Source organism: Desulfosalsimonas propionicica, assembly GCF_013761005.1.
GTDB classification, from domain to species: domain Bacteria; phylum Desulfobacterota; class Desulfobacteria; order Desulfobacterales; family Desulfosalsimonadaceae; genus Desulfosalsimonas; species Desulfosalsimonas propionicica.
In genome coordinates this window covers 1-22425 of record NZ_JACDUS010000006.1, presented here as the reverse complement: position 1 = coordinate 22425, position 22425 = coordinate 1, and the positions used below count along the sequence as shown (strand labels likewise).

The 22425-nt window shown below is 50.9% G+C and carries 22 protein-coding genes and 6 tRNA genes; 2 read left to right on the top strand and 26 right to left on the bottom strand.

What is annotated here, in order from left to right; translation table 11 throughout:
- Positions 1-25: 25 nt before the first annotated feature.
- The 14 genes from rpoB to HNR65_RS11055 form a co-directional block, all read right to left on the bottom strand.
- Positions 26-4126, bottom strand: coding sequence for a DNA-directed RNA polymerase subunit beta (gene rpoB / locus HNR65_RS11120; protein WP_181551581.1), 4101 nt, complete (start codon positions 4124-4126; stop codon positions 26-28).
- A 158-nt stretch (positions 4127-4284) separates the two neighbouring features.
- The gene (gene rplL, locus HNR65_RS11115; RefSeq protein ID WP_220128369.1) at positions 4285-4671 is read right to left on the bottom strand and encodes a 50S ribosomal protein L7/L12; all 387 of its coding nucleotides are present in this window, start codon (positions 4669-4671) and stop codon (positions 4285-4287) included.
- A gap of 94 nt (positions 4672-4765) precedes the next feature.
- Positions 4766-5290 (bottom strand): 50S ribosomal protein L10, encoded by a 525-nt coding sequence (gene rplJ / locus HNR65_RS11110; protein WP_181551580.1) that lies wholly within the window; start codon positions 5288-5290, stop codon positions 4766-4768.
- 227 nt (positions 5291-5517) lie between these two features.
- Entirely contained in the window at positions 5518-6222 is a 705-nt protein-coding gene (gene rplA / locus HNR65_RS11105) for a 50S ribosomal protein L1 (protein ID WP_181551579.1), read from the bottom strand.
- A 30-nt stretch (positions 6223-6252) separates the two neighbouring features.
- Positions 6253-6675: a 50S ribosomal protein L11 gene (gene rplK / locus HNR65_RS11100; RefSeq protein ID WP_181551578.1), complete on the bottom strand. Its 423-nt coding sequence runs from the start codon at positions 6673-6675 to the stop codon at positions 6253-6255.
- Between the two features lie 19 nt (positions 6676-6694).
- On the bottom strand, positions 6695-7225 hold the full coding sequence (nusG, locus tag HNR65_RS11095) for a transcription termination/antitermination protein NusG (RefSeq protein ID WP_181551577.1): 531 nt from the start codon (positions 7223-7225) through the stop codon (positions 6695-6697).
- Between the two features lie 26 nt (positions 7226-7251).
- Positions 7252-7659: a preprotein translocase subunit SecE gene (secE, locus tag HNR65_RS11090; RefSeq protein WP_181551576.1), complete on the bottom strand. Its 408-nt coding sequence runs from the start codon at positions 7657-7659 to the stop codon at positions 7252-7254.
- A gap of 94 nt (positions 7660-7753) precedes the next feature.
- Positions 7754-7829 (bottom strand) — tRNA-Trp (locus HNR65_RS11085).
- Between the two features lie 36 nt (positions 7830-7865).
- Positions 7866-8003 (bottom strand): 50S ribosomal protein L33, encoded by a 138-nt coding sequence (gene rpmG / locus HNR65_RS11080; protein ID WP_435051290.1) that lies wholly within the window; start codon positions 8001-8003, stop codon positions 7866-7868.
- 35 nt (positions 8004-8038) lie between these two features.
- The gene (gene tuf, locus HNR65_RS11075; protein ID WP_181551574.1) at positions 8039-9232 is read right to left on the bottom strand and encodes an elongation factor Tu; all 1194 of its coding nucleotides are present in this window, start codon (positions 9230-9232) and stop codon (positions 8039-8041) included.
- A 160-nt stretch (positions 9233-9392) separates the two neighbouring features.
- Positions 9393-9469, bottom strand: a tRNA-Thr gene (locus HNR65_RS11070).
- Between the two features lie 78 nt (positions 9470-9547).
- Positions 9548-9623: transfer RNA gene (locus HNR65_RS11065), tRNA-Gly, on the bottom strand.
- Between the two features lie 164 nt (positions 9624-9787).
- Positions 9788-9872, bottom strand: a tRNA-Tyr gene (locus tag HNR65_RS11060).
- Positions 9873-9897: 25 nt separating this feature from the next.
- Positions 9898-9973: transfer RNA gene (locus HNR65_RS11055), tRNA-Thr, on the bottom strand.
- Positions 9974-10428: 455 nt separating this feature from the next.
- On the opposite strand from HNR65_RS11055, the gene HNR65_RS11050 reads away from it, so the two are divergent.
- Together HNR65_RS11050 and HNR65_RS11045 are read left to right on the top strand one after the other, a co-directional pair.
- Positions 10429-12249: a lytic transglycosylase gene (locus HNR65_RS11050; RefSeq protein ID WP_232364752.1), complete on the top strand. Its 1821-nt coding sequence runs from the start codon at positions 10429-10431 to the stop codon at positions 12247-12249.
- Positions 12250-12264: 15 nt separating this feature from the next.
- Positions 12265-12340 (top strand) — tRNA-Arg (locus HNR65_RS11045).
- A gap of 165 nt (positions 12341-12505) precedes the next feature.
- Here the strand turns inward: HNR65_RS11045 and HNR65_RS11040 are convergent.
- From HNR65_RS11040 to HNR65_RS10985, 12 genes are all read right to left on the bottom strand, one after another.
- Positions 12506-13000, bottom strand: coding sequence for a hypothetical protein (locus HNR65_RS11040; protein ID WP_181551573.1), 495 nt, complete (start codon positions 12998-13000; stop codon positions 12506-12508).
- Complete coding sequence (locus tag HNR65_RS11035) at positions 12981-13847, bottom strand: radical SAM protein (protein WP_181551572.1); 867 nt, start codon at positions 13845-13847, stop codon at positions 12981-12983. Before HNR65_RS11035 ends, HNR65_RS11040 begins: the two co-directional genes overlap by 20 nt.
- Positions 13848-13918: 71 nt before the next feature.
- Entirely contained in the window at positions 13919-14767 is an 849-nt protein-coding gene (locus HNR65_RS11030; protein WP_181551571.1) for a hypothetical protein, read from the bottom strand.
- Between the two features lie 277 nt (positions 14768-15044).
- Positions 15045-15416 carry a hypothetical protein gene (locus HNR65_RS11025; RefSeq protein ID WP_181551570.1) on the bottom strand — a complete coding sequence of 124 codons (372 nt, stop codon included), beginning with the start codon at positions 15414-15416 and terminating at the stop codon, positions 15045-15047.
- Between the two features lie 280 nt (positions 15417-15696).
- Positions 15697-16020 carry a hypothetical protein gene (locus HNR65_RS11020; protein WP_181551569.1) on the bottom strand — a complete coding sequence of 108 codons (324 nt, stop codon included), beginning with the start codon at positions 16018-16020 and terminating at the stop codon, positions 15697-15699.
- A gap of 337 nt (positions 16021-16357) precedes the next feature.
- A complete protein-coding gene (locus tag HNR65_RS11015; RefSeq protein ID WP_181551568.1) occupies positions 16358-16741 on the bottom strand; it encodes an IS1 family transposase in 384 nt (127 codons plus the stop codon).
- A gap of 140 nt (positions 16742-16881) precedes the next feature.
- Positions 16882-17181 (bottom strand): hypothetical protein, encoded by a 300-nt coding sequence (locus HNR65_RS11010; RefSeq protein ID WP_181551567.1) that lies wholly within the window; start codon positions 17179-17181, stop codon positions 16882-16884.
- A 110-nt stretch (positions 17182-17291) separates the two neighbouring features.
- On the bottom strand, positions 17292-17789 hold the full coding sequence (locus HNR65_RS11005; RefSeq protein ID WP_181551566.1) for a hypothetical protein: 498 nt from the start codon (positions 17787-17789) through the stop codon (positions 17292-17294).
- A gap of 90 nt (positions 17790-17879) precedes the next feature.
- Positions 17880-20498 (bottom strand): toprim domain-containing protein, encoded by a 2619-nt coding sequence (locus HNR65_RS11000; protein WP_181551565.1) that lies wholly within the window; start codon positions 20496-20498, stop codon positions 17880-17882.
- Positions 20498-20767, bottom strand: coding sequence for a hypothetical protein (locus tag HNR65_RS10995; protein ID WP_181551564.1), 270 nt, complete (start codon positions 20765-20767; stop codon positions 20498-20500). Before HNR65_RS10995 ends, HNR65_RS11000 begins: the two co-directional genes overlap by 1 nt.
- Before the next feature lie 97 nt (positions 20768-20864).
- Positions 20865-21059 (bottom strand): XRE family transcriptional regulator, encoded by a 195-nt coding sequence (locus tag HNR65_RS10990; protein WP_181551563.1) that lies wholly within the window; start codon positions 21057-21059, stop codon positions 20865-20867.
- 64 nt (positions 21060-21123) lie between these two features.
- Positions 21124-21564: a helix-turn-helix domain-containing protein gene (locus tag HNR65_RS10985; RefSeq protein ID WP_181551562.1), complete on the bottom strand. Its 441-nt coding sequence runs from the start codon at positions 21562-21564 to the stop codon at positions 21124-21126.
- Positions 21565-22425: the final 861 nt, after the last annotated feature.

The following is a 22425-nucleotide window of genomic DNA, read 5'->3' as shown; positions in this document are numbered from 1 at the left end:
CGATCTCCTTGCATGAAAAATAAAATTATTCGCTGTCGTCTTCCACCAGCGTTATGTCCAGGCCCAGACTCTGCAATTCCTTGGTCAGAACCCGGAAAGATTCGGGCAACCCGGGCTCAAAAACATTCTGGCCCTTGACGATTTTTTCGTACATGCGGGTTCTGCCGGCCATGTCATCGGACTTCACCGTCAGAAACTCCTGCAGGCAATGGGCAGCGCCATAGGCCTCTATGGCCCATACCTCCATTTCCCCAAGCCGCTGGCCGCCGAACTGTGCCTTTCCCCCGAGGGGCTGCTGGGTTACCAGGGAATAAGGGCCGATGGATCGCGCATGGAGCTTGTCTGCAACCAAATGGTGCAGTTTGAGCATATACATGGCGCCGACAGTGACCTTTTCATCAAAGGGCAGGCCTGTGCGGCCGTCATAAAGGGTGGCCTGACCCGACGGGCTGACCCCGGCCTCAGAGAGCAGGTCCTTGATCTCCTCTTCCCTGGCGCCGTCAAACACGGGGGTAGCCATAAAGACCCCTTCAGAGGTATTTTCAGCCAGGCGCTGAACATCGGAATCGGATATATCCTTTATCTGGTCGGCTTGCGTCTTGCCGGAAAAGATTCTTTTGAATTTTTTGCGCAGCTCCTCGGTTTTGCCCTCGGCCAGCAGCGCATTGACCTGGTCTCCAAGGCCCTTTGCCGCCCTTCCGAGATGAATTTCAAGGATCTGGCCCACATTCATCCGAGACGGCACGCCCAGAGGATTTAAAACCATGTCCACGGTGCGGCCGTCAGCAAAATAGGGCAGGTCTTCTTCCGGCAAAATGCGCGAAACAACGCCCTTGTTGCCGTGCCGGCCAGCCATTTTGTCGCCCACGGCCAGGGTTCGCTTCATGGCCACGTAGATCTTGATCATCTTGATGACGCCGGGGGGCAGTTCATCGCCTTTTTCAATGGAACCGACCTGGTGCTCAAAGGCGGATTTGGCCATTTCGGCCTGCTCACGATATCGCGACAGGATTTCTGCCACTTTTTCCTCGGTCTTTTTGTCCTTTAGAGAAATCTGCCCGAACTTGGCCAGGGGAATATCGGCCAGCATCTTTTTTTCCATCCGGACATCTTGGGCAATCAGCACCTTCTGTCCGTCGATGAGGCTTTCCGAGCACTGTTTGCCGACCAGAACGGCAATGATCTCGTTTCTGGCCGTCTCCTCGATGATCTTTAGCTCATCGTCGCGGTCCTTTTCCAGGGCGGCAATTTCCTCGTCCTCGATTGCCCGCGACCGCTCGTCTTTTTCCACGCCGCGGCGGGAAAACACCTTGACATCCGTGACAATCCCGGAAATACCGGGCGGCACCCGCAGCGAGGTATCCTTCACATCCCCGGCCTTTTCCCCGAATATGGCCCGGAGCAATTTTTCCTCAGGAGAAAGCTGGGTTTCGCCCTTGGGCGTGACCTTGCCCACCAGGATATCGGCCGGGCCCACCTCGGCACCGAGCCGGATAATACCGCTTTCATCCAGGTCCTTGAGGGCTTCTTCCCCAACATTGGGAATATCGCGGGTAATTTCCTCACGGCCCAGTTTGGTGTCTCTGGCCAGCACCTCGAATTCCTCGATGTGCACAGAGGTAAACACCCCGTCTTTGACCAGGCGTTCGCTGACCAGAATGGAGTCTTCAAAATTGTACCCCCCCCAGGGCATAAACGCCACTGTCACGTTTTTGCCCAAGGCCAGTTCCCCGTTGTCCGTGGCCGGACCGTCGGCAATAATTTCACCGGCGTGAACCCTTTCGCCCTTCTTGACAATGGGCCTGTTGTTAAAACAGGTATTCTGGTTGGAACGCACGAACTTGCCCAGGTTGTATATGGTGACATCCTTCTGGGACGGATCATCTGAAGGATCATGCTGCAGGACAATTCTGGAGGCATCCACATCCACCACCGTCCCGTCGCGCCTGGCCACAACCGTAACTCCGGAATCCCGGGCCACAATGCCTTCCACGCCCGTGCCCACCAAAGGCGCCTCGGTATTGAGAAGGGGAACGGCCTGGCGCATCATGTTCGATCCCATCAGCGCCCGGTTGGCATCATCGTTTTCCAGAAACGGGATCAGCGAGGCACTGATGCTCACCAGCTGGTTGGGAGAGACGTCCATGAGTTCGATGCGGTCTTTTTCAACCATCATGAACTCGCCGTCCACCCGTGAAATCACCACCGGGTTCACATACCGGTTCCTGTCATCCACCGGTGCGTTGGCCTGGGCAATGGGATGGTCCTTTTCCTCAAAAGCCGAGAGCAGCCGGATCTGATTGGAAACCGTGGCTTCCTCCACCACCCGGTACGGGGTTTCAATAAATCCGTATTCATTGACCCGGGCATATGTACAAAGCGAAACAATGAGTCCGATATTGGGACCTTCCGGAGTTTCAATGGGACAGATCCGGCCGTAATGGGACGGATGCACGTCGCGCACCTCAAAGCCGGCCCGGTCCCGCGTTAACCCGCCCGGGCCCAGGGCGCTTAAGCGCCGCTTGTGGGTTGTTTCCGAAAGCGGGTTGGTCTGATCCAGAAACTGCGAAAGCTGACTGGTGCCGAAAAACTCCTTGACCACAGCCGACACCGGCTTGGGATTGACCAGATCATTGGGCATCAGCGCATCGACTTCCTGCATGCTCATGCGCTCCTTGATGGCCCGCTCCATGCGCACCAGTCCGATGCGGTACTGGTTTTCCAGCAGCTCGCCCACTGCCCGCACCCGCCGGTTGCCCAGGTGATCGATATCATCCACAGTGCCCTGGGTATCGCGCAGCTCCACCAGTATCCTGGCGGTCTGAAGGATATCCTCCCTGCGCAGTGTCCGCATGCCCAGCGGAGTGTCGATATTTAAACGATGATTGAGCTTCAGCCGGCCCACGCTGGACAGGTCATAATAGGCGGTCTTGAAAAACAGATGATCCACAAAATCCTGGGCCACCTCCGCGGTCACCGGGTTTCCCGGCCGCAGCCGCCGGTAAATGTCAATTAATGCCTCTTCCTTGGTCTTGGCCTTGTCCAGCAGCAGGGTCTTTCGAATGGACTGACCGGTAAATGGGCCTTCCATGACCAGAAGTTCAAACCACTCCACCCCGGCGCCAGCCATCTGTTCGAGCAGATCGGGCTCCACGGGATCATTGGAGCGGGCAATGACCTCACCGGTTTCCGGATGAAGCACGTCCGAGGCGATCACGCGCTGCTGGAGCTCATCTGCGGTCATGGGCACATGTTCCATGCCCGCGGCCTGAAGCTGCCGGATGGCGCGCTTGGTGATCATCCGCCCTTTTCTGACCAGAACTTCTCCGGTTTCCGGGTGTACAATGTCCTCGCCCGGACGTTCACCCTTGAGAAATTCCGGATTCAGCTTTCGGACAAATTTTTCATTCTTAATAAACACTTTTTCGGTATGGTAAAAATAAGACAGGATATCGTCATTCGTGTAGCCCAGGGCCTTAAACAGCAGGGTGACCGGAAACTTGCGCCGCCGGTCGATGCGCACGTAAACGATATCCTTGGGATCAATTTCCATGTCAATCCAGGAACCCCGAACCGGAATAATCCGGGCGCTGTAAATGATCCGCCCGCTGGAATGGGTCTTGCCCTTGTCATGGTCAAAAAACACGCCCGAGGAACGGTGCAACTGGCTGACCACCGCGCGTTCCGTGCCGTTGATGATAAAAGTACCGCGTTCGGTCATCAGGGGGATGGTGCCGAAATAAATCTCCTGCTCCTTGATATCCCGGATGTTGGAAACACCCGTGGTCTTGTCTACATCATAGACCACCAGGCGCACCCGGATCCGAACAGAAATTTCATGGGTCATGCCCCGGTTGATGCATTCATTGACCGAGTGTTTGACCTCCCCGAAATGGTATGAAACAAATTCCAGAGAAGCCGTTCCGGTGAAATCCTTTATGGGAAACACCGAGGTAAACACAGCCTGCAGACCGCTGTCTTTCCGCTCTTCGGGAGCAACCCCCATCTGCAGAAATCGCTGGTAGGATTCGCGTTGAATCCCGATAAGATCCGGGATGTCCACAATGGACTGAATGCGACCGAAATTTTTCCGAAATCGTTTGTATTTCGGCGGATTTCCTGTCATTTCGTCTCCAGCATATATCGTATTAAAATCAATTTGCGAAAACCGGCAGCCGGGCAAGCCCCGGTGCCGATTTTCGCAATTTTGTCGTGATCACATGTCTGTGCTCTATGCATGCATTTGCGCCGAATTGCGTATAAAGGCGCCTGAACAAAGGCAGGCTACTTGATTTCCACAGAGGCACCCACACCTTCGAGCTGTTCTTTGATCTTGTCGGCCTCTTCCTTGACCACGCCTTCCTTGACCGGCTTGGGCGCTTCTTCAACCATGGCCTTGGCTTCCTTGAGGCCCAGACCGGTGATGGCACGCACTTCCTTGATAACCTGAATCTTTTTGTCGCCCACTGCGGTCAGGACCACGTCAAACTCGGTCTTTTCCTCTTCGACTGCGGCGCCTTCACCGCCTGCGGCCGGCGCGCCGGCCGCTGCCACGGGTGCTGCGGCGGAAACGCCGAATTTGTCTTCCAGTTCCTTGATCAGTTCGGAAAGCTCCAGAACCGTCATGTTGGCAATAAAATCGATTACATCCTGTTTGGTGATGTCAGCCATTGGATATCTCCTTGGTATTCTTTTACACGATCATTCGAGTAAGTTTTAAAAGTCATTGTTGCATTGTTTGTCCCGAAAAAAACGGCTCAGGAGCCTAAGCGGCCTCTTTCTGGTCATTTATGGCCTTGAGGGCATAAACCAGACGCTCGGGAACATTGTTAAGGGCCCGAACCAGTCCTGTGGGAACGGCATTCATGGTGCCCAGCACGGTTGCCAGCAGCACTTCGCGCGACGGCAATTCGGAAAGCCGCTTGATACCGTCGGCGTCAAGCACACTGCCGTCCATGATCCCGGCCTTGATCTGCAGCTTGTCATTATCCTTGGCAAACTCGCAGAGCACCTTGGCCGGCGCCACCGGATCATCATAGCTCATGGCCACGGCACTGGGGCCTTCAAACTGCTGCCGGAGCAATTCCACATCGGTTTGCTCTGCGGCGCGGATTAAAAGGGTGTTTTTCACCACTTTGAACTCAATGCCGGCCTGCCTGAGCTTTGATCGCAGATCGTTGATTTTTGTGACATTGAGCCCTTTATAATCCACAAGCACAAGGATTTTTTTCTGCTCGAATTTCTCGTGAAGGGCTGACACGAGCTCCTGCTTTTGCGAAAGCGTTAACACTGACTCCACCTCCTTTCTGAATCTGTAAAAACCACGGGCCTCCACAGCATCAGAAAGCCTGCCTCAGTAGGCCGGAAAAGCCTTTTTCCGATTATACACGCCTGACGGAATGAACCTACGGTCTTTGACAGATTAATGATTAAATATCGCAATTCATATCGATATATATGGCAAACGCGGCGCGGCCTGCAGCCGGGCTCGCGGATCCCGGGCATTACCGGCAATTCTTACTTGAGCAATTCCTTCACAAACACCGGGTCCACCTTGAAGCCGGGACCCATGGTTGTGGAAACGGCAATGGAGCGCAGATACGTTCCCTTGCTGGCCGCCGGCTTCAGGCGCAACACCGTATCCATGAACGCACGGACGTTTTCGAGCAGTTTTTCCGGGCCAAAGGAGACCTTGCCCATGGGCGCATGAACGATGCCGGTTTTATCCACCCGAAAGTCCACCTTGCCGGCCTTGAGTTCATTGACCGCCCGGGCCACATCAAAGGTGACCGTGCCGGTCTTGGCATTGGGCATCAGCCCTCTCGGGCCGAGGATTTTTCCGATCTTTCCCACAGAGCCCATTACATCCGGCGTCGCAACGGCCTTGTCAAAGCCAAACCAGCCGCCCTTGATTTTTTCGATCAGGTCGTCATTGCCCACATAGTCAGCCCCTGCCTCCTGGGCTTCCTTTTCCTTTTCACCCTTTGCAAAGACCAGGACCTTGACTTCTTTTCCAAGGCCATGGGGCAGGACCACGGATCCGCGAACCATCTGGTCGGCATGTCGGGGATCGACTCCAAGCTTGGTGGCAATATCGACGGTTTCATCAAACCGGACATAGGAAGACTCAACCGCAGCAGCCACCGCAGCGGCAAAATCGATCCGCTCCTGGAGATCAAACCTGGACTTGATCTCCCTGTATTTTTTGCTCCGTTTACGCATTGTTTTTCCCTTAAGCTCCTTGATTGACCTTTAGACCACTTCAAGCCCCATGCTCCTGGCCGTGCCCTCGATAATGCGGCAGGCGTTTTCCATGTCCGGGGCATTTAAATCCGGCATCTTGGTTTTGGCGATCTCTTCCACCTGGGCCTGGGTCACCTTGCCGACTTTTTCGGCCTTGGGACTGCCCGAACCCCTTGCAATGCCGGCGGCTTTTTTCAACAACACAGCAGCCGGCGGGGTTTTGGTGATAAACGTAAAGGTTTTGTCCTGGTATATGGTGATCACCACCGGGGTGATCATGCCTTCGTCATTTGCCGTTCTGGCGTTAAACGCCTTGCAAAAATCCATGATATTGACCCCGTGCTGACCCAGTGCGGGGCCGATGGGCGGTGAAGGATTGGCCTTTCCCGCCGGTACCTGGAGCTTTACCTGGGCTACGACTTTTTTCGCCATGTCTTAAACATCTCCTGTTCTAATTTTTCGCCACCTGCACGAAATCGAGTTCTACCGGTGTGGAGCGCCCGAAAATGCTGACCAGCACCTTGAGCTTGCCCTTTTCCGGGCTGACATCTTCCACGGTGCCGTTGAAATTGGTAAACGGCCCGTCAATGACGCGGACCTCGTCTCCGACTTCAAAATAAAACTTGGGCTGGGGCTTTTGCTGACCGGCTTCCATCTTGTGAATAATCTGATCGGCCTCTTCATCGGAAATGGGTGCAGGCCGGTCCCGCCCCCCGAGAAATCCAGTAACCTTTGCCGTATTTTTTACCAAATGCCAGGTTTCTTCATCCAATTCCATCCGGACCATGATATAACCCGGATAAAATTTCCGGCTGGAGGTTTTTCGCTTGCCCTTGACCAATTCCACCACCTGTTCGGTGGGCACCACAACTTCGCCGAATTTTTCCGGATGGGCGCAGGTGGCAATGCGCTCCTCAAGGTTTTGCTTTACCTTGTTTTCAAAGCCGGAATACACATGGATGATATACCAGTTCAACGCCACGCCTTAACTCCCTTGTTAACTCAATTCTACAGGATCAAACGGACGAGGCTGGACAAACCCATGTCCACAACGCCCAAAAAAATGGCGATAATGAATACGAAAACCAAAACAACAGCTGTAGTGCCAACGGTTTCCTTGCGCGTCGGCCAGGTTACACGGCCCAGTTCCACCTTGACTTCCCGCAGAAACTGAATCCAGTTGCCAAAGTATCGATCCAGCAGCCGCAAAACAGCACTCTGTCCACCGGCTCTGCTCTGGGAGCCGGACCAGGCGGACTTCGACTTTTCCGAAGTCCCGCTTGTCACTGCAGATCCTTTTCCAGAGCCGCCTGCCGCAACCGCCTGTTTGTCATCAGTGCTGCTGGAAACAGAATCGCCGGCGTCCTTTTTTTTCTTTTTCTGCTCTGCCGGCTTTTTTTTCTGCATTTTTGCCATTTCGGCTCCTAAAATATCGAAAGCTCAAAGTTGGAACGCTTCTTTATCCTTCGGTTTCACTGACATCCCAACCTTTGAGCTTTTCGTTGATTTTTGGCAGGCCAGGAGGGATTTGAACCCCCAACCACCGGATTTGGAGTCCGACGCTCTGCCGTTAGAGCTACTGGCCTGAATTAATTCCCCATGGCCAATCCGCCAGCGGTAACTTACTTGGTTTCCCGGTGTAGCGTATGGGTATGGCAGAACCGGCAGTATTTTTTAAATTCCAGCCGATCCGGCTTGGTACGCTTATTCTTGGTGGTGGAATAATTCCGCCGTTTACAGTCCATACAGGCTAAGGTCACTTTGACTTTCAAGGGTCTACTCCCTGTTGCTGAAGCTATTCTATGATTTCACTGACAACACCGGCCCCCACGGTTCGGCCGCCTTCACGCACTGCAAAGCGCAGCCCCTCCTCCATGGCGATCGGGGTGATGAGTTCGGCTGATATCGTTACGTTATCGCCCGGCATCACCATCTCAACCCCATCGGGCAGCGTGCACACCCCGGTAACATCCGTGGTCCGGAAATAAAACTGCGGCCGATAGCCCGAGAAAAACGGCGTGTGCCGTCCGCCTTCATCCTTGCTCAGCACGTAAACCTCGGCCTTGAACTTGGTGTGCGGCGTTATCGTTCCCGGTGCGGCAACCACCTGGCCGCGCTCAACCTCGTCGCGCTTGGTACCCCGCAAAAGCAGACCCACGTTGTCGCCGGCCTGGCCTTCGTCAAGCAGCTTGCGAAACATCTCCACGCCCGTACAGGTCGTGTTGATGGTCGGACGCATGCCAACGATCTCGATCTTGTTGTTGACCTTGATGATCCCGCGCTCCACACGCCCCGTGACAACCGTGCCACGGCCCGATATCGAAAACACGTCTTCCACCGGCATCAAAAAGGGCTTGTCAACGTCCCGCTCCGGCTCGGGAATGTAGGCGTCCGTGGCCTCCAGCAAGTCCCAGATCGGCTTTACATCCTCGCTGTCCGGATCGTCGCTTTCCAGTGCCTTAAGCGCGCTGCCCCGTATGATCGGGGTGTTGTCACCGTCAAACTCGTAATTGTTTAAAAGCTCCCGAAGCTCCATGTCCACAAGCTCGATAAGCTCCTCGTCGTCGACCATGTCGCACTTGTTTAAAAACACCACGATCTGAGGAACGCCAACCTGGCGGGCCAAAAGTATATGCTCGCGGGTCTGGGGCATGGGGCCGTCATCTGCGCCCACAACCAGAATCGCCCCGTCCATCTGGGCCGCACCTGTGATCATGTTCTTGATATAGTCGGCATGCCCCGGACAATCCACATGTGCGTAATGCCGGTTGTTGGTCTGATACTCCACGTGAGCCGTGGAAATCGTGATCCCACGGGCCTTTTCCTCGGGCGCCTTGTCAATCTTGTCAAACGGAATAAACTCCGCCCAGCCCCGCAATCCACAATGCTTGGTGATCGCCGCGGTCAATGTCGTCTTGCCATGGTCAATATGACCGATCGTTCCCACGTTTACATGCGGCTTGGTCCGCTCAAACTTCTGCTTTGCCATCTTACATCCTCCCCATGGTTTTATAGCATCTCATTGGAATCTTTCGATGTCCTTCTCCTGTAGAGATCTCGGCAAGAGATCATCGATGCATGGCAGGCGCAAACCCGATTTTCTCAAGACACGCTTCGGGTTTTGCACCCATGCCCTGAAAAAGTTTAAATGGAGCCCACGACCGGAATTGAACCGGTGGACCTCTTCCTTACCAAGGAAGCGCTCTACCGACTGAGCTACGTGGGCCTGATAATCGCTGACTGCCGAAAATGATTCCGGCAATCTTTTTGCAGGGCAGCCTTTATCTAACAGACGTTTGCCTGATGGAGCGGGAGACGAGAATCGAACTCGCGACATTCAGCTTGGAAGGCTGAAGCTCTGCCAACTGAGCTACTCCCGCCGATTTCCATTAAACATGCCTGTCGGCTTTTCCCGGTGCTTTTTTACCCGGCGGAAAACCTGCCCTGTTGCCTTGCGCCTTTACTGTCAGGTGAATCGCCAGCCATGTAGTCTCTTTGATCCCGCCGCTGCGGAATCTCCTACATTCAACCGTTATTAATGAAGTGGTGGTGGGGGGAGGATTCGAACCTCCGAAGGCTTCGCCGGCAGATTTACAGTCTGCTCCCTTTGGCCGCTCGGGAACCCCACCATCAATAAAAACAAACAATATATTCTGGAGCCAGCGGAGGGACTCGAACCCCCGGCCAACTGATTACAAATCAGTAGCTCTACCAACTGAGCTACGCTGGCCTGCATTCAATTCGGGCACCAGCCGCATGCACTTCAAAGCAAGGGTCACGTTCATTCAAAGGTTCTGCGCTCTACCAGAAATTTTTCCGGCATGCAAGCATTTATCGGCTGGCCGGCACAGAAATGATCCATATTTTCAAGCCGAAGTTGTTCACCTGACCCTTCCTGCCGGCTCGTGATCAATCTGCTGTATTTAATATTTTCATAAAGCCATGTCAAGTAACAAATATCGAAAATCAATGCAAGCAGTTTTTTTCCATTGTATTTAAGACAAATCAACGTACAGGGCAACCAAAAAAAATCCGCTCAAACCTGGTCCTGCGGCCGCCGGAGCACATGATCCGGCCAATTCTGCGCCAAACAATCAGCTTGACACAAGTTTGCAGCCGGTGATATTTGTTTCGTTTACATATTTCATTTCACAAAAATTGCTGATTTTCAAGGAATTATAAATATTGACAAAAAAGGTACCCATGCAATCCGTCAAAACGTTCGCCCTTGTCCGGAAAAACGCAGTGCTTGCTGCACTGCTTGCAATTGCCATGATATTTACCGGCTGCGCCGGCTGGACCGGCCGGATCGGAGATGCACCGGCCGGTGATTCCGCAAAAACCTCAACCCGGGACCACCAGGAATCGGAAGCGCCCGCAGCCGAAGATGAAACGCAGGTGGAAGTCCTGCCCTTGTTGAGTTTCAACGGTAGTGAGGAGGAAAACGCCAGGCTGCTGATCGAGCCCGACCCTACAGCTGACACCCAGTCCCGGCTGGACAAATCCCTGGAATTTTATCAAGCCTCCCAGGACTACTGGCAGCAGGGAGAGCTGGAAAACGCTCTGGACTCCCTGGACAATGCATATGCGCTGATTTTGACATCCCCCCCTGCCAAAGACCCGAAACTAAGCCAGCAAAAAGACGATCTGCGGTTTATGATCTCCAAGCGGATTCTTGAAATTTATTCTTCCCGGTACACAACGGTTAAAGGAAACCATAATGCCATTCCCTTTAGCCTTAACGAGCATGTCCAAAAAGAGATCAAGCTCTTTACTGAAGGACCGTCGCGAACCTTTTTCATCAACTCCTATAAACGGTCCGGCCGGTATCGCCCTTATATCCTCGAAAAACTCAAAAAAGCCGGCATTCCCGAGGAGCTTTCCTGGCTGCCGCTTGTGGAAAGCGGATTTAAAACCAAGGCCCTGTCCAGTGCCAGGGCACTGGGGATGTGGCAGTTCATCGCCTCGACCGGCCACAAATTCGGTCTTACAAGAGACCGCTACATTGACGAGCGGTTAGATCCGTACAAGTCCACCGGCGCCGCCATTGCCTATTTAAAAGAACTCCATGAAATTTTCGGGGACTGGAAAACCGTGCTTGCCGCTTACAACTGCGGCGAAGGCAGGGTCCTGCATGTGATCCGTCAGCAAAACGTTAATTACCTGGATGATTTCTGGGATCTGTACCAGCGGCTGCCCAGGGAGACCGCGCGCTATGTGCCGAAATTTTTAGCGACCATTCATATCGTCAACAACCTGGAAAACTACAACATGGGTCACATCCAGCCGGATCCGCCCATGGATTTCGAACTTGTGGAGGTCAAAAAGCAAGCCTCTCTGGAAGACATTGCAAAGGCCATTGACGTCAAGCAAAACAAACTTCTGGAACTGAATCCCGAATTGCGCTACAAGATTTTGCCGGATGAAAAATACGAGTTAAAGGTGCCCCGGGAAAAAGGTGAGGTACTGCTTGCAAAAATCGACGATATCCAGGAACACTACCAGAGCCCGCACAACATTGTCTACCACCGGGTGCGGCCGGGAGAGACCCTGTCGACCATTGCCCGGCGCTACAACACCACCGCCCGAAAAATCGCCTGGTACAACAATATTTACCGGAAAAATTACATTGTCAGCGGCCAACGGCTCAAAATTCCCCAGGCCGGGACTTACGCCGCCCGGGGCCCGCTGCCTGAGCCCTCCAGGACAATTAACTACAAGGTCAAACGGGGTGACTCCCTGTGGGTGCTGGCCAAGCGCTACAACACCACCACAAAACGAATCCAGGCTTTAAACAACCTCAATTCCGTGAACCTGCACATCGGCCAAAAACTCAAAATCCCGGCCGGCAAAAGCGCGGACCGCAAAGCCTACAGAGTGAAAAAAGGCGATTCACCCTATACCATTGCCAGACGCCATGACATGAACATGAACAAATTTCTGCGAATCAATGAACTAAACCAGAATTCAAGGATTTACCCGGGTCAGACCCTTTACGTGGAATAGCCCGGTGTGCCTTACGCCCCCGTAGCTCAGTGGATAGAGCAATGGATTCCTAATCCATGTGCCGCAGGTTCGATTCCTGCCGGGGGCACCAATAAAATCAATTGGTTACATGTATAAAAATTTTGTTTCTTTTTATCAAAAGCCGATTTGCCCCACTCCTGCCCCGGAGTTTGCAAAATTACCCCATTCTGAGCCAAAGACTTAACCTTAAGCTGCTCCTGCCCTATGTTTTAATCCCTGGGAAATCGGGTTCTTGTTAGGCAAAAAGGACAAAAGCTACACCCGTTAGTGTTATCAAAACAATGTATATAAACACGATTGCGGTATGGGTCAGACGTTTCTCTCCTCCTGAAAACTTCTGATATTGTATTTTCGCCCCGGGCTCTTGAAATATAAACCTGCCTGCTTCATCGTAAAGGCCCCATCGCTGCTCTATTGCGACAACCACTTTTCGAGCCTCTTTTGACCTTACATGATGGTTGTACTGATAAAGAAAAGTAACAATCCCCATGAGCGCAATGATGACAATCACGAATGCTTTTATATAAACCTCCACTGAAGGATCAACGGATAGATGAATACCTGAAGCATCCTTAACTCGTAAAAATTTCATGGGAATTATCGCAAGAAGCACCAAGGTTGAAAGATAGCGCACGCCCAAAAACGTTTGATCCCAGTGGTTACGTATATTGATCCATTGTGTGTGATAAATCTCTCGTTCAATTTCAAACTTATCGCGATTCGCTTCCATCCCTTTGCTCCTTTATTCCGCAGCTGGCCACGAATAAGAAAGGCTGATCTATCCGCTTAATTGTTATTTTATGTTTGGGCGCGGTCTCTGTTACGACTCGTTTAATCTTGCCCGCGTTAACACAGGAACGCAGTACCCGTCCTTTGCTTTTAATTATATTTACGCGATGTTCATCGATAGGCAATTCGCTCAACAAATTTACAAGCTCGGGGAATGTTTGGATTGCCTCTTGAAAAGCTGTGGTCAACACCTCGACCCTATGGCCCAGGTCGAGACATCTTCTTATTGTTTCAAAAGCATTGTCAAATGACCCTACTTTGCCACAGAAATTATCATGCACCTCTCTATTACCGTGCAAAGAGACAGTCACGGTTAAATTTTGCAGGCCTTTGGTGGCCCTCTGCATTTTCCTTGGACAAAAGCCATTAGTTGATAGAACAACGCCTTCAAATTTTGATGCTGCAACATGCACAAATTTTACCAAATCAGGGAGCAGTGTCGGCTCTCCTCCCGTAAGGGTAATTCGTTTTATCTTTGGATCAAGACATTGCAAAATAGCAATAAAATCTTCATACGAAAGCTTTAGGCTATTATGGGGGTTCGAATCTGCTATGCATACGGGGCAGTTCATATTGCATAATTTGGTTAATTCAAAACATACTTCTCTTGGAGCGCAACATAATTCTCGGTGAATTTCCGCATAAGAAAGGTCAGCAACAGGGATATACCTAAAGTAGTCGAAACGCGTGTAGCAATCAGATGACATAACGTCCTCAATATTAGGACAATTCAACGCATCAGACACTGCGAATCTATCAAGCTTCTTAAAATACCAAAACCGAATCATAGAATGTTACGCCTGGAATAAAGTGCAGCGGTTTTTCACCGCCTGCTTAATTGGTTATCTCATTTTATTGGTCAGCCAGCCCAATTTTCGATATGTTCGAACAAAGATTCTATCGAGCGCCTATCAAAGGTCCTTGCCACCTGAGGGTAAGAAAGTCCAGTTTGATTCATAAAGGCAACCCATCTCCGATCGAGCATGACAATGTCGCAATATGCCACTGGCACAATTAGATGAAATATGTCATTCCATTCACTATATTGAGCCATTGCCATATCCACATTTTTTATTATAAAATCAACCGTAAATTGAAGGAGTTCTCTTGTCGCAGTTTGGTACCTGGGACCTCGCTGCTTAAGTCCCAAAAACCTACCTTTTACTTTCTTAAGATACACGGGATCGTTTCTCCCCTTTTCTATTAGATCTTTCATAGCGGCCAAGAATTCATCATTATTCCTTGAGAGGTTTGTTGACGGGAACTCATTGACAACAGTTTCTATAATATCGGCTACATGCCACGTTAGTGGGTATTTTTTGGCTAAAAGATATGCCGAAACAAGTTCCAATTCAGCAGAAGGATTTTGAACTTTAAAAATTGCTGCAGGGTCAGACACTATTTTATTTTCTTTTTTAATGACCTCGCTTACATCAATGTTGATCAACCCACAATCTTCGATACTTCTTATCATGCTTAGCATGGATTCAACCTGGCTTTTGTCTTCTTGTTTCGATATTTCCACCATATTTGCCACTGAAAGGCGAAGTGTTCCTCCCTTGCTATTCATGGTACTAACAAACCTCTCCCTTAAGCTGGGATTCAGGGAGAAGTCATTTAGCGCCCAATGATCCAAATACACCATCGGACTGTGAAAATGCTCCTGAATTTCTATTTTCTTGTCTTCGTGATCAATTCTTTTGTACATAATATCACAGTATAAAGTTCTGCCACCACAAGTGATTCAGGTATTATATGCTCTTTGGCCAAAGATAACCCATTAAAAGGGTAAAAGAAGTAACTCGTCGTTTCGGTCTTAATTGCTCGTTTTATTTTGCCTGGAATTATTTTAAGCTCTTAGGATATAAACAAGGTTCTTTGTCAATTAAAACATTTTCTCATAAAATACTAAAAATACAAGGGGCATGATGAATCACCATACCCCTTTGCAGCTTCACTCGCTTTTCAACTCATTTTTTAAAATCTCAGGCCCCTTCTGAGACCATCTTTAATGTTCTTTGGATTTGCCTTTCATGGTGGGCCGTTGCCTGCCAGGGGGTGATCGAATTCATTGAGATATATTCGGCTATAAAATTAAAGAAGCCGTTGATAATGCCATTCTTGGGGGAGCCCTGGCGGATTATTTCCCACACAACCCACGTCAAATAGATATTTGCAGGATCGGAACGAAGATAATCGCAAAGGAAGGCGGCATAAAGCTTTCCCGTTTTATAGTCCTTCTCATAATTACCTGTGGGGTAAACCGACCAGAAACAACGGCCTTCCCGGGTATCTTCGACAAACGGTAAGCTCTCAACGGAATTGCAGGCATGGATGGAATTACAATCTTGCTGCATAGTGACACCTCTGTGATTTTGACAATTTATCTGATGGGGCACAAAAAACAAAGTGCCCGACCTGTGTCAGCGTCCACAGAGAGACGCCCATGCCCTCGCGGTACATGGCAGGTCGGGCACACTTAAATTATATACCCATCCAGATAAAAAATCTCTCCCCCCTTTCCGAGCCGGATTTTACCGGGGACAGGGGCCGCTCTGTGGTTTTGACAATACCCACTTTACCAAACCGCACCCGGATGTCAAGCCTTCTGAATCCGCGATCGGGGAGGAGAGCTTCTTAAAGAGAATCCAGGCTGAAGGGGCCTTCTTTGGTGTGCCGTTCGTTGATCAGCGCCTCGAACCGCTGAAGCAACTCGGGATCATCGTGCCTAAAGACCGCGATCAGCAACCGGACAATCGGCAGGAAATCATCATATTCATATTCATATTCATAATCCCAATAATCCCGCTCATGGGCGCATCCTTGGCAGCAAAAAGTGACATCCCGCCTGGCCGCCCGGGTCAGGCATTGATCGTAATGCCTGCAAAACGGATTCTTGCCGGCCCCTAATTCCTCAATCCGTGCCTCTGTGCTTTGATTATTTTTCAGAATATGCGCCAAAACAAAGGGCTCCTTTCCGTTGCCGGAGGCTTTAACCTCCCTTTGATACGTGACCGGAGTCACATGAGGGTTACAGGGTTACATTTATATAAATAATATATATATATTATAATAATATTAATATATTATATTGATATATAGGTGTAACTTCTCCTGTGACTCTTGTAACTTTTGTAACCCGGTCTAAAGAAATCCATGCCTGATATGCGAATAGGGAAACGAGTTTCCTGACTCTTCAATCCCCGGGGGTTCCGGACCACAGCATCTATGTCCGCCAGACAAAAAAGCCCCGGCCGCCCGCCGGGGACCAGGGCAAAACAAAATCTGCAAGCCGGCTTTACTGCAAATCCTGGAAACGCTCCTTGTACAGATAGAGGGTTCTCAAGCCGATATTCATACGCCGGGCTATACTGGCCATTGAATAACCGGCCTCAATCATGAGGCAAAACATGACCAGTTCCCGGCAGCCGGCCTTGAGCCCGGCCAGGTTTGTTCCGGTTCGGGCCGTAAATTTCCGGCCGCATGCCTGGCATTTCATCTGCTTCAACTGCCAGAACCGGCCGGCCGCCCTCCCCCGAATCGCAACACCGCACCAAGGGCACGAAGGGCCTTGCGGGTGCAGCCGTTCCAATAGCCACTGGCGGCAATTATCCGGGTCAAAAAAATCCGGATTGATCGAATCGGCAATATCCCGGGCTTTGATACTGTTTTTGTGCATCATTTTAGGCTCCTTGAAATTTATCATTCATTTCTTGGGAACAGTGGAAACATTGATTTTTTGAATCAAACTGGATGGTAGCTGACTATAATTATTATTGCCTGATATTTCGGCAGATTCCATTTTTCCACCAGTTTTTTATTTTAAAAAGTCTGGAAGCTCGCGCTGCACGAAACCGTATTAGACCAGGTCGCCGGAAGGACCCGTTTGGGTTCCGGCCGCTTCAGGAAACACCGGATCTGCTCTTTATTGTCGCACTCCGGATGGACCAACGCTTCCGGGGGCACCGGGCCGAATCCGCAGCGGTCAATCCACAACTGCCGGACCGTTGCGGCCTCTTTCCGCTGAAAGGGCTCTCCGCAAATCGGGCAGCGCTCATAGTTCCCGGGGTCTTCTTTTACTGGAAGTGTTATGATTCTTTGCCCTGCTTCTTTTCTAACCATAATCCTGCCTGTCTCGGTTTTTTAAAAGCCCGACTCCCCCGGCGGGCCTGTTACATTCTGATTGGGGTTACAGGGGAGCGGTGCCGTCCAGAACGGACTTTCGGCCATGCTTAAGGGCCGTACTTTCTTTTCAGCCTCTCAATAGGGGTCATTTCTGATTCCCGGGAAAATTCCAAAACGGTTTCACCCTGGACGGAAGAACGGCTACCGCTTCTCTCCTGACCCGCACTGGAACAGCGACACTGCTTGATTTGGTAGGTTTCGGTTTCCATTCCCGGGCTCTCTGCCACCCATGTAATATCTCTGATCCGGACATCCATCCCCTGTTCACACTGAAAAGCCCTTCCGTCCGGCCGCCGGCATTCAGGGTTTTTCTCAAAGGTCTCCGGCAAATGGACCCAGGCACGGTTGATCGGGTTTGCCCCTCGGAACCAAATGATTTCCCCGGTGCGCAAACCAACGGCGTAAATTTGCAGAATACAACAGGCCCTTGCCAGCACCGGCGGATAGCTGCGCACCACTGGCCACATTTCCGGTTCATAGATGATTTCCATCGCCCTCTGAAGCTCACCAGCGAGCTCATGGTTCTCCTGATCAAATACATCCATAAGTGTTCCTCCATCATTTAAAATTTTAATATCCGGGTCTCTCTGAAGCCGCACAAAAGGATTTTATGCAAAGACTAAGGGGGGAACCCCTTAGCCGAAAGGGCGATCATCATCTTGATAATCCGGCCGGGCTGAATCCTCGCCTGCCCGGGATATCTTTGAGAGATCAAAAATCCATGCCTTTTTGGGGTGCACCACTTCAAAGGACTCCTTCCAGAATCGATACCCCTTATTTGAATCCAGGTAGGCCGGGTGCTCCCTTAATGCGGTTTGAATATCCTTCACCGTTGCCCGGAACTGGCCGTAAAGATCCATGACGCCATTGAGGTTTAAAGCCAGTTTTCCCGAAGGCGGGGGCGTCAGGCTTGCGCCATTGTTTTTCAGGCCAGGCCAGTCAATCACGCGCTTGGCCGTATCCCCCTTGGCCACCACCAGGTCAAAAACCACATCGAAAAAGAAATCCGCAAGGCCCGCCGGCTGGTGCTCAACCTCTTTGACCTTCTCGCGGGTCAGATCCTGGATATAGGGGGACAGGTCGTATTTGACCTGAAAGGTCTCGGTGAATAGCCAATGAAAGGCCAACACAAAGGCATGATTTTCCTCAACGCGGGTGTTGCCGTAGCCGGACAGAAGCCGCCGGGCTTTGTCCCAATAATCCCGCCATTTGCCTTCAAGGGCCTGTCGGTGTTTCATGACCGCCGGCAGCACCATTGGAAATTCGGGGCGGGGGACTGTCTTGAGCTTGTCATAAACCGCCTTGGATTCGGCTGTTATGATCTTATCGGCCGGAAAGTGAACCGATATGACCCGCTCCCGCATGGCCTGGCTGCTGAAAGCCTCGAAGTTCTGGCCAAAGATCAGGGCCGATCTGAAGGGAATTGTTTCAACTTCCAGTCCCGTTGTCTTTTTCGCCCGGGTCTGAAGGGTGCCGAAATTGTAAAGGGTTAAAAACTGGTCAAAATCAAACCGGGAGCTTTCCCCGGCATTGGCTTCAAGCAGGGCGTGAAAAAGGCTTGCCCGCTGCGCAAGCTCCCGGATCTTGCCCTTTGAGGTATTGACCTTGGTCATTGGCAAGCCCTCCCCATCAATGCCCTGCATCATCTGAAGGAAATAAATCAGGCTTGATTTGCCCGTATGCGTATCCCCGTGAAAGCTCAGGAAGGGATAAAATCCCAGGTGATAGGCAATGTCATGAACAAACCACGATCCGAGCATCCAGGCGAACCCGACTGCCGCCCGAAAGCCCCAGGTGGACACGAGCATTTCATAAAGATCCGTTACGGCCCGTTTCCCCCGGCCCGGCTTGATCATTCTTTCAACCACACCGTTTGAAGGCGGGCGGACATATTTGCGCCGGCTGACCCCGAAAAAGCCTTTTTCGTTCGGCAGGACGGTTTCACCGGAAGGCGTGATCATGTAATCCCGGAAAACGTAACAGTTGCTTTCCGCGTCATGCCCTATGGTTTGAATGGTCCTTACAGTGGGGGCCGTTGCCTCGCTGATGATCCGGGCAAGCTGCATTGAGGGCTTGCGCTCCCCCTGCCACCAGGATTTAGACCGGCTCATGAAGAGCTTTGTCATTTGGCCGGGCTGTGAAAGGTCCTCGGCTGAGGCAACAAAACCGATCGGGCGGCCGGATTTGGGCTTTACGGTGAGGTGATACTGATATTCCGGCTTATCCTGGATCGTGGAATTTAACTGGAAATGATCAACTTCCAGAGTGAAATTCGATTGCCGCGCCGCGACAACCGTTTCTTCCCTGGCGATCATTTTGACAGTCGCGTAGTGATATGATCCATCAAAGACGAACAGGCCCGGCGGGATCTTCATATACTGATAGTAGGTCTCGGCATATTCCTTCGGGGTTTTGCAGAGGGCCAAACGCGCCTGGAACTCGTATTCCGACCGGTTTTGTTCGAAGGTTTTCCCGGCGGTCTGGCCACCGGAGGAAAGCAGATCATTCCAGTCCCGGCCGGCCGGCGACATGACCGCCCCTGCATCCGGGTAATGAGCAATCCATTTCTTTAACGCCCGCTGTCCGGCAGCGTCATTGTCAAAGGCGAACACGAGCTTTCCAAAATGGGAAAGATCCATGTTGCCCGGGTCCTGGCCAGAGGACAAAACAGCTATGGCCTGAAACCCCATTTCAATAAGGGACAGGGCATCAACAATCCCCTCTGTTATGAAGGTTTCAGCGGCCGGATCATAGGAAAGGCCCGGATGCTTCCAGAAAAGCCCGGCAGTGGACCCCCTGTTATGGGTTTTTCCTTCTCCCGGGGGCGGGGATATCAGTCGGCCGTTATAAACCTTTCTGTCGGATTCAACCGGGAACATAACCGCGCCACTTCCGGTTTTGCGTACATCCGGCCAGAACTCATACCGCAAGCCTTCCAGGGCCTGCCTGATACCCCGGGTATGCAGATACACAGTGGCCGGCCGGTGCGGATTGGTTTTTGTAGGGGGATAGTCCTTTTCAATGGATATAAAGAGATCCGGGAACAGATCCCGGGCTTTGATCACAGCGCCGCAATGGTTTTGACGGTTGCAGACAACAGCCCAGGGAGCCGCAGAATAGGCCCAGGCGTTTGAAAATCCGCACTCCGGGCACTTCAGGGGGGAGATCGTGCGGCCGTTGTCACGGGTCTTTCTGGTCCACCATTCAGAGGCTTTCAGGGCTTCCAGAATTCGCTTAGGAAGATCCGCCGCCATTATTTAAGGCCCCGCTCCTGCTGCATCCGGCTTATGAACCATTCAACAAACGTTTCCCGCTTGTAAAAGCGCCGGCGACCGACCTGATAACTTGGGGGTCCCTCCCCCTGTGATTCCAGATTGGCAACCGTCTTGCCGGACAATATCCCGGGCAGATAATGCGAAATTTTCGGGCGGCCGAAGATGGGGGGAAGGGCGGCTATCAGAAGTTCCCGGGTTTCACTGAGATTACGATTAGATTCTGTGTTGATTCTTTCAACTCCGGTCATGATGGAAAAAACTCCTTTGTATTTTCTGACATTAACGCCGCATCATGTTTTCAAGGCATAGATAGGATCGTTTGCAGGAAAACCCCTGCACTGCATCTTATTGAGGGAATATTTCCCTTACCTTGCAGTTTAAAGCATCCGCCCATTTTTGCTGTTTTTCCTTCGGCAGCTTCCTGTGACCGCACACAATCCGCGATATTAAACTTGCGTCAGTCTCAACGGCTTTTCCGAAAGCATCATAACTTCCAAAAATTTCGACTATCTTTGCCCTTAATCTTTTGTTTTTTTTCATATTGTCCTCTATTAAAAAATTGTAATACATAATACACTACTATGTATTACTTTAAATAAAATTTTTAGGTTATTTTTTGTAGGATATCATTAATGATATTAGTCATGGATATTATAATCGCACTTGTATGTCGATTCATCAGCGGGGCGGGCTGATCTGTTTGACGAATTCCAATTGTCCTCCCGCCTCGGCCATCATGATAATATATGATGTTGCAGGGTTTATCCGTGACCGGCTCAGCCTTGGCACTATTCCACCATTTTGATTCAATCTCGGGATCTCTGATGTGAAACAAGAACTCCTTTATCCGCGATAACGAAAATCCACAAAGATTTAATTCTCTTACAAAGGCCAGAACAATAATATCTTTCAAGGTGTATTCACGAGCATAACCGCTTCCAACCTTCTGCTCTATCTCTGGCAAAATGCCTGGTTGTTCAGTGTAAAACAAAACCCTTCTGTCAGGGATTCCAGTAATTTCACTAACTTTTTTTCGTGACCACATAACGCCTCCTTATTAAAACATTTTTATTAATCCGTACACTTTGATGTATTACTTGCTAACCCATCCCCCTGTCAACAATTTTTTTGACATTTCTCAGTCGAAAAGAGAGTTCAAGGGATAATAGGCAGGCACAGCTGGAACCAAAATCGTTTAAAGTTGAGCCGCTCAACGATCCACTGCGCGACCATCAAGGAAGAAAGGTGTGACCTCAAATGCCCATCAGGTCACAAACAGGTCACGCCTTTTTTATCTAAAAATACAGTAAGTTATCCCAGGTGTGACCTTGTAACCTCTGTAACTTTAAAAATTCGAACTTTTATTTTCCGCTCTCAAGCCGGGAAGGGCCGCCGGCTTCCAAGCCCCTTTCATACGCGGCCGGCCGTAAATGATCCGGGGTAAATCGCCGGGATCTTTTTCTGCCGAACCCCACAGAGACCGCGGGGCTCAAAACCATAAAGAAAGACCAGGTTGTTTTCTGTGGTCCCGGACAGAAATCGCCGGACGGAAAACACCGAAAAAACTTCCTCCCCTTTTCTGGCCAGCACCACAGAAATTTCCAGCGGGAAAACCACCCGGTTTTTTTCTGCCGAAAACCACAGAAATCTTCGGCCGAAAATCTCTGCAAATCTTCCCCCCTATTTTCTGCCTGGCCGGACAGAAATAACCTGGCAAAAAACTGAATTGTTTTTTCTCTCGATCCGAACAGAAAATTCCGCCCCGAATCTTTAAAAAAGGCCCGGGCATTTTCTATGTTACCAGGCAAAAATGATTCATCCGGGAAATGCCGGGATGGATTCGTGAATAAAATATAATCGGAGCTTGAAGTACCAATTATCCCTGAATCCATATGCCTGACGTTTG

Bases quoted from the DNA above. Each gene is read 5' to 3' on its own strand.
- rpoB (WP_181551581.1), bottom strand. From the start codon at position 4,126: ATGACAGGAAATCCGCCGAAATACAAACGATTTCGGAAAAATTTCGGT.
- rplL (WP_220128369.1), bottom strand. From the start codon at position 4,671: ATGGCTGACATCACCAAACAGGATGTAATCGATTTTATTGCCAACATG.
- rplA (WP_181551579.1), bottom strand. From the start codon at position 6,222: ATGCGTAAACGGAGCAAAAAATACAGGGAGATCAAGTCCAGGTTTGAT.
- rplK (WP_181551578.1), bottom strand. From the start codon at position 6,675: ATGGCGAAAAAAGTCGTAGCCCAGGTAAAGCTCCAGGTACCGGCGGGA.
- secE (WP_181551576.1), bottom strand. From the start codon at position 7,659: ATGGCAAAAATGCAGAAAAAAAAGCCGGCAGAGCAGAAAAAGAAAAAA.
- tuf (WP_181551574.1), bottom strand. From the start codon at position 9,232: ATGGCAAAGCAGAAGTTTGAGCGGACCAAGCCGCATGTAAACGTGGGA.
- HNR65_RS11040 (WP_181551573.1), bottom strand. From the start codon at position 13,000: ATGGAAGCGAATCGCGATAAGTTTGAAATTGAACGAGAGATTTATCAC.
- HNR65_RS11035 (WP_181551572.1), bottom strand. From the start codon at position 13,847: ATGATTCGGTTTTGGTATTTTAAGAAGCTTGATAGATTCGCAGTGTCT.
- HNR65_RS11030 (WP_181551571.1), bottom strand. From the start codon at position 14,767: ATGTACAAAAGAATTGATCACGAAGACAAGAAAATAGAAATTCAGGAG.
- HNR65_RS11025 (WP_181551570.1), bottom strand. From the start codon at position 15,416: ATGCAGCAAGATTGTAATTCCATCCATGCCTGCAATTCCGTTGAGAGC.
- HNR65_RS11015 (WP_181551568.1), bottom strand. From the start codon at position 16,741: ATGATGCACAAAAACAGTATCAAAGCCCGGGATATTGCCGATTCGATC.
- HNR65_RS11010 (WP_181551567.1), bottom strand. From the start codon at position 17,181: ATGGTTAGAAAAGAAGCAGGGCAAAGAATCATAACACTTCCAGTAAAA.
- HNR65_RS11005 (WP_181551566.1), bottom strand. From the start codon at position 17,789: ATGGATGTATTTGATCAGGAGAACCATGAGCTCGCTGGTGAGCTTCAG.
- HNR65_RS11000 (WP_181551565.1), bottom strand. From the start codon at position 20,498: ATGGCGGCGGATCTTCCTAAGCGAATTCTGGAAGCCCTGAAAGCCTCT.
- HNR65_RS10995 (WP_181551564.1), bottom strand. From the start codon at position 20,767: ATGACCGGAGTTGAAAGAATCAACACAGAATCTAATCGTAATCTCAGT.
- HNR65_RS10990 (WP_181551563.1), bottom strand. From the start codon at position 21,059: ATGAAAAAAAACAAAAGATTAAGGGCAAAGATAGTCGAAATTTTTGGA.
- HNR65_RS10985 (WP_181551562.1), bottom strand. From the start codon at position 21,564: ATGTGGTCACGAAAAAAAGTTAGTGAAATTACTGGAATCCCTGACAGA.